Annotated in this window: 12 protein-coding genes; 9 read left to right on the top strand and 3 right to left on the bottom strand. The window is 41.1% G+C overall.

The features are described from left to right. Nucleotides 1-66: 66 nt before the first annotated feature. From INT03_RS13830 to INT03_RS13820, 3 genes are all read left to right on the top strand, one after another. Nucleotides 67-339 (top strand): SlyX family protein, encoded by a 273-nt coding sequence (locus INT03_RS13830; protein ID WP_193009385.1) that lies wholly within the window; start codon nucleotides 67-69, stop codon nucleotides 337-339. Nucleotides 340-554: 215 nt separating this feature from the next. Beyond that, entirely contained in the window at nucleotides 555-1,949 is a 1,395-nt protein-coding gene (locus INT03_RS13825) for an outer membrane protein transport protein (RefSeq protein ID WP_193009384.1), read from the top strand. Between the two features lie 405 nt (nucleotides 1,950-2,354). Further along, nucleotides 2,355-3,761 (top strand): hypothetical protein, encoded by a 1,407-nt coding sequence (locus INT03_RS13820; RefSeq protein ID WP_193009383.1) that lies wholly within the window; start codon nucleotides 2,355-2,357, stop codon nucleotides 3,759-3,761. 694 nt (nucleotides 3,762-4,455) lie between these two features. On the opposite strand, the gene putP is transcribed toward INT03_RS13820, so the two are convergent. Both putP and INT03_RS13810 read right to left on the bottom strand, forming a co-directional pair. Beyond that, nucleotides 4,456-5,955 carry a sodium/proline symporter PutP gene (gene putP / locus INT03_RS13815; protein WP_045446819.1) on the bottom strand — a complete coding sequence of 500 codons (1,500 nt, stop codon included), beginning with the start codon at nucleotides 5,953-5,955 and terminating at the stop codon, nucleotides 4,456-4,458. Nucleotides 5,956-6,432: 477 nt separating this feature from the next. Next, on the bottom strand, nucleotides 6,433-7,305 hold the full coding sequence (locus tag INT03_RS13810; protein WP_045446822.1) for a LysR family transcriptional regulator: 873 nt from the start codon (nucleotides 7,303-7,305) through the stop codon (nucleotides 6,433-6,435). 476 nt (nucleotides 7,306-7,781) lie between these two features. On the opposite strand from INT03_RS13810, the gene leuC reads away from it, so the two are divergent. The 6 genes from leuC to INT03_RS13780 all read left to right on the top strand — a co-directional run bounded on the left by leuC (nucleotide 7,782) and on the right by INT03_RS13780 (nucleotide 14,299). Then, nucleotides 7,782-9,200: a 3-isopropylmalate dehydratase large subunit gene (leuC, locus tag INT03_RS13805; RefSeq protein ID WP_193009382.1), complete on the top strand. Its 1,419-nt coding sequence runs from the start codon at nucleotides 7,782-7,784 to the stop codon at nucleotides 9,198-9,200. Between the two features lie 25 nt (nucleotides 9,201-9,225). Next, entirely contained in the window at nucleotides 9,226-9,690 is a 465-nt protein-coding gene (locus INT03_RS13800; RefSeq protein ID WP_060490801.1) for a hypothetical protein, read from the top strand. 47 nt (nucleotides 9,691-9,737) lie between these two features. Next, nucleotides 9,738-10,388 carry a 3-isopropylmalate dehydratase small subunit gene (leuD, locus tag INT03_RS13795; protein ID WP_193009381.1) on the top strand — a complete coding sequence of 217 codons (651 nt, stop codon included), beginning with the start codon at nucleotides 9,738-9,740 and terminating at the stop codon, nucleotides 10,386-10,388. Between the two features lie 141 nt (nucleotides 10,389-10,529). After that, nucleotides 10,530-11,291, top strand: coding sequence for a hypothetical protein (locus INT03_RS13790; protein WP_193009380.1), 762 nt, complete (start codon nucleotides 10,530-10,532; stop codon nucleotides 11,289-11,291). 301 nt (nucleotides 11,292-11,592) lie between these two features. After that, nucleotides 11,593-12,696 carry a 3-isopropylmalate dehydrogenase gene (leuB, locus tag INT03_RS13785; protein WP_193009379.1) on the top strand — a complete coding sequence of 368 codons (1,104 nt, stop codon included), beginning with the start codon at nucleotides 11,593-11,595 and terminating at the stop codon, nucleotides 12,694-12,696. A gap of 433 nt (nucleotides 12,697-13,129) precedes the next feature. Further along, a complete protein-coding gene (locus tag INT03_RS13780) occupies nucleotides 13,130-14,299 on the top strand; it encodes a L,D-transpeptidase family protein (protein ID WP_193009378.1) in 1,170 nt (389 codons plus the stop codon). A 320-nt stretch (nucleotides 14,300-14,619) separates the two neighbouring features. Here the strand turns inward: INT03_RS13780 and infA are convergent, their stop codons facing one another. After that, on the bottom strand, nucleotides 14,620-14,841 hold the full coding sequence (infA, locus tag INT03_RS13775; RefSeq protein ID WP_045446828.1) for a translation initiation factor IF-1: 222 nt from the start codon (nucleotides 14,839-14,841) through the stop codon (nucleotides 14,620-14,622). Nucleotides 14,842-14,884 lie beyond the last annotated feature (43 nt).

Raw genomic sequence — 14,884 nt, 5'->3', positions numbered from 1 at the left:
CGGTCATCGAGCCATTTCATTAATGAATCCTACCAGTCTTATGTTTATGATAATTCAGAGAAAAATATGAATCAATTTAATTCTCAAGATAAAGCTCAGAACGAGGCTTTAGCTATGCATGTTGACTTACAAACGCAACAAGTCATTGATTTACAGATGAGTATGGCGCATCTAGAGATGACAGTAGAGCGACTCGATGAGGTGATTGCGCGGCAAGATAAAGATATTCAGACATTACAACGACAGTTGCAGCTGATTTATAAACAAGTGGAAAGTCAGGATCCTGAAGGCGGCATTGCACCTTTTGATGTAATGGCAGAAAGACCCCCTCATTATTAATATCTGCAAAAACTAAATGGTTGAAAATTTATGACTATAATATCCACTATATCCGCATTATGAAATACAGATACTGTTCAGTCATAATCGGGAAATAATGTGTTTTTGCAGTTGTTTTAATGTTCGAAAATCATTACTATCCTCCACCTCGGATGCTGCTTGCTTATTAAAATTAAGTAAAGTAGTAAAACAATGCGGACGTTTGGAGATACATAATGCGCGCAAATTTTCATTTGAAAACTCTCACAGTAGCTGTTGCTGCTCTTTCTATTGCTAGCGTTGCTAGTGCTGCTGGTCTTGATCGTTCAGGTCAAGATATCACTGCATTCTTACAAGATGGCACCTACGCCGAATCTGTTTATACTTATATCGATGCCGATGTGAGTGGTAACGACTTGTCAGGCAATAAGCTCAATGATATCGCAGAGTCTTATGATTTTTTCCGTTATGGTGTAAAAGCAGATATTAACGACACGTTTAGCATCGGTATTTTATATGATGAGCCTTTTGGTGCAGCTGCGGATTATAACGGTCAAAACGATTTCGTTACCGACAGTGATCGTGACGCTATCATTCAAGACTTTACAAAAAACCCTAATATTACCGAAGCTTATGTCGATAACGTATTAATACCACAATTGCAAGGGGCGCTTGCTCCAGGTAATCCAGGTGGTCTAACTGCTGAAGAATTACAAGCCGCTCAAGGTCAGCTTATTGGTCTTGAAGCCGCTAAAGGTCTAGCAGCAGTAGCGGGCGAAGCGACGCAAGTAGAAGTACGTACTGAGAGTATTACTGGTATTCTTGGTGCTAAATTTGGTGCTAACAAAGAGTTTCAAGCTTATGGTGGTCCAGTTGCTCAGCGCGTAAAGGCAGATGTAAAATTGCGCGGTGATGCATACAGTTCAGCCAAGGGTTATACCACTCACATCAGTAATGACCAAGACTATGGCTGGATCGCTGGTATGGCTTATAGCAAGCCTGAAATTGCACTTAAAGCTGCTTTGACGTATCGCTCTGAAATCAAGCACAATGCAAAAGCTTTTGAGACTTTTCCAATTGCTACGGCTGCAGGTGCTACCGCTGGCCTAGCGTTGCCGACTACCAGACATTCTGATATTGAAATCAACACGCCAGAATCAGTCAACTTTGATTTCCAGACGGGTATCAATCCTACCATGCTAGCTACTGCGAAAGTCCGTTGGGTGCCTTGGAGTGATTTTGCTATCGTACCGTCACTATACAATGATGTCAGTAAAGTATCGACAAAAGATGATGAAGGCTTGGCATTAGTTAGTTACGATGAAGATCAATGGCAAATTGAGCTAGGTCTCGCTAAGCGCATGACGCCAGCATTAGCAGTGACAGGTACTGTCGGTTGGGATAGTGGTGCTGGTAACCCTGTAACCTCGCTAGGTCCTATCGAAGGCTACTACAGTGCTGGTTTGGGTGCCAAGTACAATGTGACTGAAAACTGGGCAGTATCAGCTGGTGGTAAATATCTATGGTTCGGTGATGCTAAAGGCCAAATTCCGACTAAAGCCGTGGTTAGTAACTTTGAAGACAACGATGGTTTTGCACTTGGCGTGAAGCTTTCTTACCAAGCAAACTAATATAAGTTGTAATTTGCTAACTTATAAATCCATAGTCTAAATAATAAAAAGCGATCCTGATTGGGTCGCTTTTTTATGCCAGTGTATTTAAGTTTAATAAAGGATTGGAGTATTTTAGAATTATTAAGTTATAACAGATAAGTATCTGCCTGCTATCTCTAAAAAATACTGAGAGCAATTTAAAAAATATCAGAATGAAAAACTAGATATTAGTTTTGTACCTGTATCTTATTTGTACTGTCCAGTCATATTCGGGAAATAAAGCACTTTAATTGTTGTTTTAGTGTCAAAAAGGCATTAGTATTCATCTCAGGACACGACTTTTATAATCATAAAGTTATGCGCAGCAATGCTACATATTGATTATTTAAGTAGTAAAACAACAAGGACGTTTGGAGATACACAATGCGCAATACTTTTCATTTAAAAACTCTTGCAGTAGCGATTGCCGCTTTTTCTGTAGCTAGCGTAACCAATGCTGCTGGTCTTGACCGTTCAGGTCAGGATGTCACAGCCTTCCTCCAAGATGGCACCTATGCTGAAGCTGTTTACACCTATATCGATGCTGACGTTAGTGGTTATGATAGTGCCAATAACGTTCCTAGCAACAATACCTATGTTAGAGGTGATAAGACTGGCGATATCGCTGAGTATTATGACTTTTTTCGTTATGGTGTAAAAACAGATATCAATGAAACCTTTAGTGTTGGTATCTTATATGATGAGCCCTTTGGCGCAGCAGCGCAATACACTGGCGACAACAATTTTGTGTCGAAAGGCGATCTTGATGCTTCTGTCGCTGCCATTACTAACAATCAAGCTCCCACTTATGCCGCAGCTTTGGCTGGAATAGGTGCGCTCACGCCAGGAGAAACGGCTGGAGTCTTGACAGATGAACAGCAAGCGCAGTTAGATGGTTTGCGTGGAGCAGTAGGTATCGCAAATGCTGAAGCAGCTAATGCAGGGGAAGGTACTAATGTTGAAGTACGTAGTAACAGCCTGACAGCTATTCTTGGGGCAAAATTTGGTGCCAATAAAGAGTTTCAAGTATACGGTGGTCCAGTCGCTCAGCGTATTGAGTCTGAAGTGAAATTACGAGGTTTGGCTTATGGTCCTGCTACTGGCTATACCTCACGTAACAGCCCTGATATGGATTATGGTTATATAGCTGGTATTGCCTATAGCAAACCTGAAATTGCCTTAAAAGCAGCGCTGACCTATCGCTCTGAAATCGACCACAACATGAAGATTGCTGAAAATTACCCGATTGCAGGTGCTTTAGCTGGTGATCCAGCTGCAGCCAATCGCACCAGTAATATGGAAATTACTACTCCTAAATCCGTAAACTTTGATTTTCAAACCGGTATTAACCCAACGACGTTAGCAACTGCAAAAGTGCGCTGGGTACCTTGGGGTGACTTTAAGATTACGCCGCCACTATATAATGAGGTTAGTAAAAGATCTTATGGACCTGATGGTTTAAACTTGGTTGAGTACGAAGAGGATCAATGGCAAGTAGAGCTTGGTCTAGCCAAGCGTGTTGCGCCAGCACTTGCAATTAGTGGTACCGTTGGTTGGGATAGTGGTGCTGGTAACCCTGTCACGTCGTTAGGTCCTATCGAAGGCTATTACAGCGCTGGTTTGGGTGCAAAGTATAACGTGACAGAAAACTGGGCAGTATCAGCAGGTGGCAAATACCTATGGTTTGGCGATGCCCAAGGTGTGTTGCCAAGTGACAAAATTGTTGGTGATTTTCAAGACAATGATGGATACATATTCGGTGTAAAATTGTCTTACCAAGACACTAAATAATACGTATATTTAGCAGTATCAATACATAAAAAAAGCGATCCGTGATGGGTCGCTTTTTTATCGGTGTTCGAAATAGAAATTGATATAAAAGAACATTAAATCAACGACTTTAAAGTGTGCATAAAGGTTTTTAGCAAAATAATAAATTTATTTGACAGCCTTTTTTAGGCGATGTCTAAGAAGGCGGTGATTGGTTTCTTGCCTGCAATGAAACGATATTTGCCTCAAACATAAGCCACAACATCATTGAGTTATGATGATCATAAGTATATTTCAGCTGAAATATACGCTTCTTGAAACACACTTAAATCCAAGACTCATTGACCTCTCAGCGCTAATAGATATCATAACTGCCATATCTCTAACTTTTTAGCCTCGCTGAGGTAGTTCTGCTTATCCATTTATCTTTGATATTTGAGGTGCATTATAAATTTATTCAGTAGTATATCTTACACTAACAAGTTAGATGATTAATGACATAGCATAAGTGGCTACAAGCGTGATGATTGAGTGAAAAGTTAACACCTGAATTATGAAATGTTATAGCGCTATTAGCTAAGTATGAGATCTCTAATAGAAATAACCATAGCTTACTTATGTACCAATGTCCTAGGTATTATATTTAATAGTCATCAATAAAAAACCTCGCCAATAATGGCGAGGTTTTTTTATAGTGATAATTATATCGATAAGCTTATTTATTTAAATTAAGTTCCATTTCTTTAAATTTCGCAGTAACAGAGGCTTTTGGACCGCCTGTCATGATACTTACCGCAAAAATGGCGATTGTACTTAAGATAAAGCCTGGAACGATAGCATATAACCAGCTATTGAGTGCCATGCCATTCATCTGGAAAGGACCATAAATCCATAGAATAACCGTCAATGCACCAACGACCATACCAGCAACTGCACCATTACGGTTCATACCGCGCCAGATTAGGCTGAAAATAACCAACGGTCCAAATGCGGCACCAAACCCTGCCCAAGCGTTAGAAACCAAATTCAATACTGAGCTTTCTGGATTAGACGCCAGTAAAATGGCAACAACGGCGACAATGATTACGGAAATGCGGCCGACCAATACTTGACGCGCCTCAGGTGCATCTTGATCAAAAAATAACTTATAGACATCTTTAGTCAATGAGCTTGATACTACCAATAGCTGTGATGAGATGGTACTCATAATCGCAGCTAAAATTGCCGCTAATAAGAAGCCTGAAACCAATGGATGGAATAAAAACTGCGTAAATACTAAAAAGATGGTTTCAGGATCATCTAAAGTCATCGCTGTCTTTTGCACATAAGCACGACCAGCAAAACCTGTCATCAGTGCCCCGATAAGGCTGACAATCATCCAGCTCATACCGATGTTACGAGCAGTAGGGACATCTTTGACTGAGCGAATGGCCATAAAACGTACAATGATGTGTGGCTGACCAAAATAACCTAAACCCCATGCCATCAATGACACAATACCAAGGATACTCATACCATTAGTAATGTTAAGCAAGCTCGGATCGATATTTCTAACCGCTTGAGTGGTGGCTGAAATACCACCCAAATCAGTGAAAGCGACGACAGGAACAATGACCATCGCAAATAGCATGATGATACCCTGTACAAAGTCAGTCATTGAAACGGCTAAGAAACCACCGAATAACGTATAAGCAACGACAACGCCAGCGGTGACCCATAGACCAGTGCTATAAGAAAGATTGAGCGAGCTTTCGAAGAGTTTACCACCGCCTACTAGGCTTGCAGCAGTATAAACCGTGAAGAATAAAATGATAACCACGGCTGAGATAACACGCAGCATGTGCGACTTATCTTCGAAGCGGTTGGCGAAATAATCGGGTAGAGTGATGGCATTGTCAGCCACTTCGGTATAAACGCGAAGGCGCGGTGCCACGATAAGGTAGTTTAAAAATGCACCAAGTGTCAAACCAAGTGCGATCCATATACTTACGACACCGTCAGCATACATATAGCCGGGCAAGCCAAGTAGTAACCAACCTGACATATCTGATGCACCTGCCGATAGTGCAGTAACTGCTGGACCTAAACTGCGTCCTCCTAACATATAGCCTTCAGTATCATTGGCTTGCTTAAAGTAAGCGTAAATGCCAATACCAATCATCACTAAAAAATAGGCGCCAAGTGATACCAGCACGCCACTAGAAACTCCGTTCATATAAATTGTCCTTAACCAACATGGTTGGCGGTAATTATTTTAACTATAAAGATTAAGTGTTATAAGACGATGTCCCAAACAATATCTAAAGACGAAAAAAGCCATTAAGTAGGACATAATGGCTTTTATTCAATATCTGCTGTTAGTTTTATATGATTGATGCTGTTCTAGGGCTAATATGAATTCGCAGTGCTTAGAGATCAATAAGAATGTCATATTAAATAATATCGACTGCTCGCATTTGCGACTCATTTATCAGTATCGGCCACCTATATAACCAATCATTTAAAACCATTAAACCTACTGTTAACCATCATATATTACTCGAAGTGTTCAATATATGACTATCAGTGTTCTTATAGTAAATTTTTGTTATAAAAACAACGTCAAGCGTATTATAACGCATGAGGGTCATAAATGCGAATAGCGTGCTTTTTAGATTCCATAGCACGCTCTAATCCTCATTTAGCGGGAGTCTTATTCAATAGGCGCTAACAAGTCTAACAAAGCTGTAACGCTGCTAGATTGCGTCAATTTCGGATTGATAACCACACCCAAATAGCGTTGTAACTCTATATTGTCTGCCATATCGATACGTTCTAAATCCTGACTAATCATGGTTTGCGGTAATACAGACCATCCCAGACCAACAGAAACCAGCATGCGGATAGACTCAAGAGGATTGGTGCTCATCGTGGCATAAGGTTTCAGATTGTGCTTGGCGAATTCAGCCAAGGTAATTTGACTGGTAAAGGTGTTGGCAGACGGTAAAATAGCAGGATAGCGTGCCAATTGCTCTAGTGTCACATTAGATTTGGTCGCTAAAGGCGATAGCGTACCTGTCATAAAGTAAAGAGGGTCTGACCATAGCGTATGATAGGTCAAGCGCTTATCATAAACGGGCGGCAGTGTTAAAAATGCTAATGATAAATCGCCATCGAGTACGGCTTTGTGCGCTTTTTCTGAATCAACGAAATGTACTTCTAGTTGTACGGCAGGATAAGCTTGGATAAAATGCTTAAGTACAGGCGCTAAATGGTGCAAGCCAATATGATGACTGGTACCGATCACTAATTTACCAGACACGATATGCTGAGAGTGTTGCAGATTAATCTTAAAATTTTCATAATCTTCTAGCCAACGCTTGGCGTGCGGCAGCATTTCATTGGCTGCTTGGGTCGGTACAATGCCGCGTCCCACCGTATCAAACAAAGTAATGTTGAATTCATCTTCCAAATTTTTGATGCGTTTACTGACGGCAGGCTGTGTGATAAACAGTTTTTCTGCGGCACCTGAGATGCTGCCAGTGTGCATAACGGTAACGAATGTCGTCAAGTTTGTGGTGTTCAAACGGATGTCCTTAGCTACTTTGCGAGCTATAAATAAAAGTTGGCTGACCCAATCACAATGTATTAGAAATAAAAGTTTGCGTCTGGGCAAAAATCATCAATTATTATTATAGGATTAGCCTGCTATAATCACAAGACATCAAGGCGTATTGTGACATATTTATTCTATTAAATTGACTATTTGCAGCTCATCGCACGTTTTAAGCGCTGATAATGGTCATCAATGTAAAATCGCCAATATAAAAATATCGATTTTGATACAAGCGCTGCTGACGATGCCGCTGATGATAAAGTATCGCGACGTATAAAATTTTTACCATAGGCTATAGTCGAGTCAATTTAAAAGTAGTACAAGGCAACCGAGTGTAGATGTATATTTAATACTTCAAGCGAGGTTAACGCAGTAATACTTTTATAGTGGAATGACTATAAGCAAGTAAAAAAACCAGTAATTAGCAACTAATAAAGGATAGCAACATGGCAGGTCAAACGTTATATGACAAACTTTGGAATGCTCACGAAGTCACCAAGCGTGACGATGGTTCGAGCCTGATTTATATCGACCGCCATCTGTTGCATGAAGTGACCAGTCCGCAAGCATTTGAAGGCTTGGAATTAGCCAATAGAGCACCGTGGCGCCTGTCGGCTAATATCGCCAGTCCTGATCATAACGTACCCACAGTCACTAAAGAGCGTTTAGAAGGCGTGCCTGGTATCAAAGACAAGGTATCACGCTTGCAGGTAGTGACATTGGATGAAAATTGCGCCAAATTCGATATCGCTGAGTTTATGATTAATGATGCTCGTCAAGGTATTTTACACGTCGTTGGCCCTGAGCAGGGTTTGGTGTTACCGGGTATGACGGTTGTTTGTGGTGATTCTCATACCGCTACTCATGGCGCGCTGGGCTGCTTAGCGCACGGTATCGGCACATCAGAGGTTGAGCATGTATTGGCAACGCAGTGCTTGATTCAAAAGAAATCAAAAAATATGCAAATTCGTGTCACTGGTAAGCTTGGTGCTGGCGTGACCTCAAAAGACGTGGTATTGGCTATCATTGCCAAAATTGGCACGGCTGGCGGGACAGGTCATGCTATCGAATTTGCTGGGCAAGTATTTGAAGAGATGAGCTTGGAAGGTCGCATGACCGTCTGTAACATGGCAATCGAAGCGGGTGCTCGCGTGGGTATGGTTGCGGTCGATGACACAACCATCGAGTATGTCAAAGGTCGTCCTTATGCGCCAACCTCTGAGCAATGGGCACAAGCGGAAGCTTACTGGCGTACCTTATATTCAGATGATGACGCGGTATTTGATACCGTGGTTGAGTTGGATGGTAGCCAAATAGCGCCACAAGTCTCTTGGGGAACCTCTCCTGAAATGGTTGTCGATATCACTCAATCTGTACCAACACCTGATCAAGCGGCAGATGAAGCACAAGAAGAAGGCTGGTTACGTGCTTATACCTATATGGGTTTAGACGCTGGGCAAAAGATTACCGATATCCAGCTTGATCGCATTTTTATTGGTTCATGTACCAATTCGCGTATCGAAGATTTGCGTGATGCCGCCGCAGTCATTAAAGGTCGTAAAGTCGCGGACAATATCAAAGAAGCCATCGTTGTGGCAGGTTCTGGGCAAGTGAAGTTGCAGGCTGAAGCAGAAGGCTTAGATGCCTTGTTTACTGCGGCGGGTTTTGAGTGGCGTGAGCCGGGTTGTTCGATGTGTCTTGCCATGAATGCGGATAAGCTTGAGCCACAAGAACACTGCGCTTCAACGTCTAACCGTAACTTTGAAGGTCGTCAGGGCAATGGTGGTCGTACCCATTTGGTAAGCCCAGCAATGGCCGCTGCCGCCGCATTGGCGGGTCACTTTGTCGATGTGCGGACGTTTTAACTTTGCATTTCTATAGAGCATAAAAATGAAAATGCTGTTTGTTTTATTTTGCTTATTGGGTAGCTCTCAGCTAGCAATGGCTCGTGATTACTGTAATGGAAGATTTGCCTATTGTGTCGATGTGCCAAATCAATTGGCATGGTTGCCTGAGGCAGATAATGGTGATGGTCGTCATTTTAAGTTACCCAATTCTAATGCCACTATTTTGGTCTTTGGGAGTAATACACCAACTGTTTTCTTTTATACAGATAGTGATTATCTAAAAGAGAAGCAGCATCGATATAAAACAGGCATGACAGTTACTTACGAGCTGTTAAAAGATAAAACCTATACAGCAAGCGGCTATAGAAAAGACGGTCAAGTTTTTTATCATGTTATTAAAGTTAAGGATGGTCAGGAAGCAGTATTACATCTGAATTATCCTGAAAGTGAAAAAACTAAAATGACAAGTATTGTTAAACAAATGGCACGCTCTTTTAAGATTCATTAGACCGTCAAAAAAATTTACGTTAGTAATCGATATTTTAAGGAAAACTCATGCAAGCTTATAACACTCAAACGGGTATCGTTTGCCCATTAGATCGCGCAAACGTCGATACCGATCAAATTATTGCAAAACAGTTTTTAAAGTCTATTAAACGCACAGGTTTTGGCGTCAATTTGTTTGATGATTGGCGTTATCTTGACGAAGGGTATCCTGGTCAAGACAATAGCACACGCGTTATCAATCCAGAATTTGTGCTAAATAAGCCACGTTATCAAGGCGCGACGATTTTGCTGGCACGCCGCAACTTTGGTTGTGGTTCTAGTCGTGAGCATGCGCCATGGGCGTTGTCTGAATATGGTTTTCGTACGGTGATTGCACCAAGCTTTGCCGATATTTTTTATAACAATTGCTTTAAAAATGGCATGCTACCAATTGTCTTGGACGAGGCAATTGTAGATACATTAATGAAAGACACGCTTGCTAATGAAGGCTATGAGCTAACCGCAGATCTTGAACGCCAAGTCGTCATCACCTCAACAGGTAAAGAATATGCATTTGACGTGGATGCTTTTCGCAAACATTGCTTGTTAAATGGCCTTGATGATATTGGTTTAACCTTGCAGCAAAGCGATGCCATTAAAGATTATGAGCATAATATAATGCAAAAAACACCATGGATATTTAACGATGTACGAGCATAAATAATGAATCTGCAAGCCATTACTTATAAAACTGCTGAACAGTAATAATGTAACGTTGAGTTATGGCGGTGAACTGGCTAAAATGAAGGGTAGTTTTTTTACGATATTTTATTATTTCTCTCATAAATAGTAGCCGCCATTATGAATAAAAAACGTTATGCTTTATGGACAAGTACGGTTGTTGCCGCAAGCTTATTGTTGTCAGGCTGTCAGCTATTGACTGGGTATCAGAAAATAGATGAGGCAGAAAACGCCAAAGCATGGGCAGGTAAGATTCAACCGATTGCGGGTGAAGTTAATATTGCCTGTATAGGAACTTATCATTGTGAAATTGCAAGGATAGATAAGACACGAGTGATAGGGGCTGATACGCATGAGCCTATCAATCCTGCCATGCTGGTCGCGATGAAAGATATGAGTGCAAAGGGCAAAAGTCATACCAGCAGTCATACCAACAATAAGCATGCACAAACATTAATGCATGCAAACATAGATATGACACCACTCGCTCATAAAAATGAGATTAAAATTGTACCTTTGTCTGCCTCAGGCATGCAGGGTCTAACCAATTATTATGCGCGGGTAAAACCTGCAAAACGCGAAGTACAGGTGAATTTCTATCCAGAAAACAATCTGGGCTATGTTGAGCGTTTTACTTTAATTCACGATTTTATTGACGCTGATACTTATCAATTACGGGCTTATCAGAAAAAATCTAACGATAATTCTGGCAGTTTATTAGACACCGCTTCACCACAGCCGCTATGTGTTGATCTGTATCAAGGCAACACCGTACAGCGCCGCTTTTGTAAAGAGCTGTCTGCTGAGCATCAAGGAGAGTTTGTAGAAACTCGTATCGTGAAAGCATTGCCTGCATCATCGAAAGTAAAAGCCAAAGCTTAAAGCCTATTTGAGTTTCAAAAATAGTAAATTGACCACGATTTTTTGTGCTATTGAAGGCACTAAAAATCGTTTTTAGGAAAATATCGTAAATTTATAGTATTAGGGCGTGTCCTCAATTCAATCGATTATCCTCTAAATGAGTTAAAAATGGCTAAATTTTGCCAAACATCGTTAAATAGCTTATCAATATCTCGATATTATTTGCGCTACTTTCCTTGTTTGACGGCAATTTTTATCACCATTTTTAAAATGAGGACACGCCCTAACATAAATAAAAAACTACCTACCCACAAGGATTAGTATGGCAACGATTTTAACATTAGCGGGCGATGGTATCGGTCCCGAAATCATGACTCAAGCCATTGACGTACTGAATGCGGTCAATAAGAAATTTGCGTTAGATTTGACACTTGAATCTGGATTGATTGGCGGGGTGGCCATTGATGCAACGGGTGAGCCTTTGCCAGATGAGACGCTAGACCGTGCTCGTGCAGCAGATGCGGTATTGTTAGGAGCGGTCGGTGGCCCTAAATGGGATGGTATTGAACGCAGCAAGCGCCCTGAACGTGGTTTACTTAAAATACGTGGTGAGCTTGGTTTGTTCGCTAATCTACGTGTGGCAAAGCTTTACCCGCAGTTGGTCAATGCGTCTAGTATCAAACCTGAGATTATTTCAGGCTTGGATTTGCTTATCGTTCGTGAGTTGACTGGTGGTATCTATTTTGGTGAGCCACGTGGAATCCGCACACTAGAGAATGGTGAACAGCAAGGCTACAACACCATGGTCTATAGCACAAGCGAGATTCAGCGTATCGGCAAAGTTGCTTTTGAATTGGCAAAAACGCGTGCGCAAGCAGCAGACACAGCAGCTAAAGTTTGCTCAGTGGACAAGGCAAACGTATTAGAAGTCACCGAGCTGTGGAAGCAAACGATGACCCAAATGCAGCAAGCAGATTATAGCGACGTGGCGTTATCGCACATGTATGCTGACAATGCTTGTATGCAATTGATCAAGAATCCTAAGCAGTTTGATGTCATGGTGACAGGCAATATGTTCGGTGATATCTTGTCTGATGAGGCTGCTATGCTCACTGGATCTATCGGTATGCTGCCATCAGCCAGTCTTGATGAAGCAGGCAAAGGGATGTATGAGCCGTGTCATGGTTCAGCGCCTGATATTGCTGGGCAGGACAAAGCCAACCCATTGGCGACTATTTTATCGGTTGCGATGATGCTGCGTTATACCTTTAAGCAAGAAGCAGCGGCACAAGCGATTGAGCAAGCAGTGAGTGATGTCCTTGATGACGGTTTGCGTACGCTTGATATCTTAGACAGTAGTGAAGCTGGATTGAAGCAAGTAGGGTGCCAAGAGATGGGTCAAGCAGTATTGGCTAAATTACTCTAGTCCCACTATAGTGATATAGATTGAATTTTCCCCTGTTTTATTTTGATAGGGAAAAATTCTCATCTTTATCGTTTATCGTCGTTCTAAACCCATAGTTTGCTCAGCAAATTATGGGTTTTTTTATGTTTATTATTAATCGCTTTCTAGCGGTAACACACTAAACCAGATAGTTGTAAAAAAGTACTTGTTTTAACACAGACACCGCAGGACAAGGGCTTTATTAACATAAAGCTGTTATATGCTCACAAGGTAATATGACACTATTAACAGCTTACAAACCACTAGAATCTCAGACTTTCACGTTAGAAGAGAGCTGATAAAAAGGCGTTTGAGTAAAGTTGGTTATGAAGGCGTTACAACTCAAAATAACAAGCCTTGATGACAACATAACAAAATAAAACTTATTATTTTTATAAAAAATTAGGAGCATGAGGTGTATCAATTAAAAAAAATCAGCACAGCAGTAGCGATGATTGGTTTTTCTACGGCAGTTTTCATGGGGCAGAGCATTGCAGCACCACTGGATAGTGTAAATGCTAACAATCAAGCACCGACCAATAACGATGAAGCCAGTATTAGCAAAAATAATGCTAATAAAGCGAATGCTGCTGAAGAGGTCAGCCCTGTGACCAATGGCGTTAGCCAAAAGCTAGCACGTGATAGCAAAACCGCAAATGCTTCGAACAAATTTTTACCTACTATCAAGTATACGACAGACAATTTATCAGTTGCTGCGCAAAAGGTGAATAATGCTACTTGGAAAGAGGGGATGAGTATCGACCGTATCATCGGTACTAAATTGCAAGCCTTATTAAATTGGCATCACAATGGTGTAGGCCCTGTTGATGGTTATTGGGGCAAAAATACCCGCAAGGCCATGCAAGCGTTTCAACAAGCAAATGGTTTGGCAGTTACTGACACGCTAAACAACGAAACATGGCAAGCGCTGACAAAGAATGAAAAACTCACGGTGCAGCCAGTGCTAGTCAGTTATCAGATAACTGATGCGGATGTTAATATTAAGACGACAGAAATACCAGCTGGTGCTGAAGCCAAATCCAAACTTGAGGGATTGTATTACGAGAGCATCATAGAAGGGCTAGCAGAAAAATTCCATATCAGTGAAAGCTATCTCAAAGCGTTAAACCCTAAGGCTAGCTTTACGGCAGGCGAAACCATCACAGTTTATAATCCTGGCAATCCAAATATCAAGCCTGTTAGTCGAGTCGTTGCTGATAAAGCCACTGAAACGCTATATGCCTATGATGATAAAGACAACTTAGTTGCCAGCTATCCGACCACAGTAGGTAGTACGGCAACACCGTCACCAACAGGGACACATACGGTAGAGGTGAAGGTACATGAGCCTAATTATACTTATACTGCTAAAGACGGTAGCAAGTCTATTCTTCCACCTGGCCCCAATAATCCAGTGGGCTCAGTATGGATTGGGCTTAGTAAGCCTTCTTATGGTATTCATGGCTCACCAGATCCTGATCGTATTAGTCGTCAAGCCTCAGCGGGTTGTATACGCCTGACAAATTGGGATGCACTTGCTTTGCTAGGGGTGATTCAAAATGGTGCGACGGTCGAGTTTAAATAGTGCCTCACTACTTCTTAATCATGCTAATTCTTAACCATGCTACTTATTAATCATGATTTAAAAGTTTGAAAGGAAGTCAACTCATAAAATTTAGACAAAAAAATACCGCTGAAATTTAGCGGTATTTTTTATGATAAAAACAAATAACTAAGACTGAATAACTAAAATATTGATAGGCAATAATGAGCAGGTTAGCATTTTCATTATTATTATCAGTTAAACCACCCAAGCGTCTATATCAGCTATCAGCGAAAAGAAGCCATTTAGCAACCAGCTGTATATATATAAATGCTTTTATAACCATTTTAGTGTATAAGAAATTAGTTTTTGCCACGATAAGTAATACGACCTTTTGATAGGTCATAAGGTGTCATTTCGACCTTAACTTTATCACCTGTCAAGATACGGATATAATGCTTACGCATCTTACCTGAGATATGAGCAATGATTTCGTGTCCGTTTTCTAAACGAACTCTAAACAGGGTATTTGGAAGGGTGTCAATGACTTCGCCTTCAAATTCAATAATATCGTCTTTTGCCATAGTTGGTATCAATCAATTAAAAATAAGCCCATATTATACGTAA

Source organism: Psychrobacter sp. PG1, assembly GCF_014897815.1.
GTDB lineage: Bacteria > Pseudomonadota > Gammaproteobacteria > Pseudomonadales > Moraxellaceae > Psychrobacter.
This window is presented reverse-complemented; position numbering and strand designations above follow the sequence as displayed.

Coding starts and splice junctions, on each gene's coding strand:
- INT03_RS13830 (WP_193009385.1), top strand. CDS start 67: ATGAATCAATTTAATTCTCAAGATAAAGCTCAGAACGAGGCTTTAGCT.
- INT03_RS13825 (WP_193009384.1), top strand. CDS start 555: ATGCGCGCAAATTTTCATTTGAAAACTCTCACAGTAGCTGTTGCTGCT.
- INT03_RS13820 (WP_193009383.1), top strand. CDS start 2,355: ATGCGCAATACTTTTCATTTAAAAACTCTTGCAGTAGCGATTGCCGCT.
- putP (WP_045446819.1), bottom strand. CDS start 5,955: ATGAACGGAGTTTCTAGTGGCGTGCTGGTATCACTTGGCGCCTATTTT.
- leuC (WP_193009382.1), top strand. CDS start 7,782: ATGGCAGGTCAAACGTTATATGACAAACTTTGGAATGCTCACGAAGTC.
- INT03_RS13800 (WP_060490801.1), top strand. CDS start 9,226: ATGAAAATGCTGTTTGTTTTATTTTGCTTATTGGGTAGCTCTCAGCTA.
- leuD (WP_193009381.1), top strand. CDS start 9,738: ATGCAAGCTTATAACACTCAAACGGGTATCGTTTGCCCATTAGATCGC.
- INT03_RS13790 (WP_193009380.1), top strand. CDS start 10,530: ATGAATAAAAAACGTTATGCTTTATGGACAAGTACGGTTGTTGCCGCA.
- leuB (WP_193009379.1), top strand. CDS start 11,593: ATGGCAACGATTTTAACATTAGCGGGCGATGGTATCGGTCCCGAAATC.
- infA (WP_045446828.1), bottom strand. CDS start 14,841: ATGGCAAAAGACGATATTATTGAATTTGAAGGCGAAGTCATTGACACC.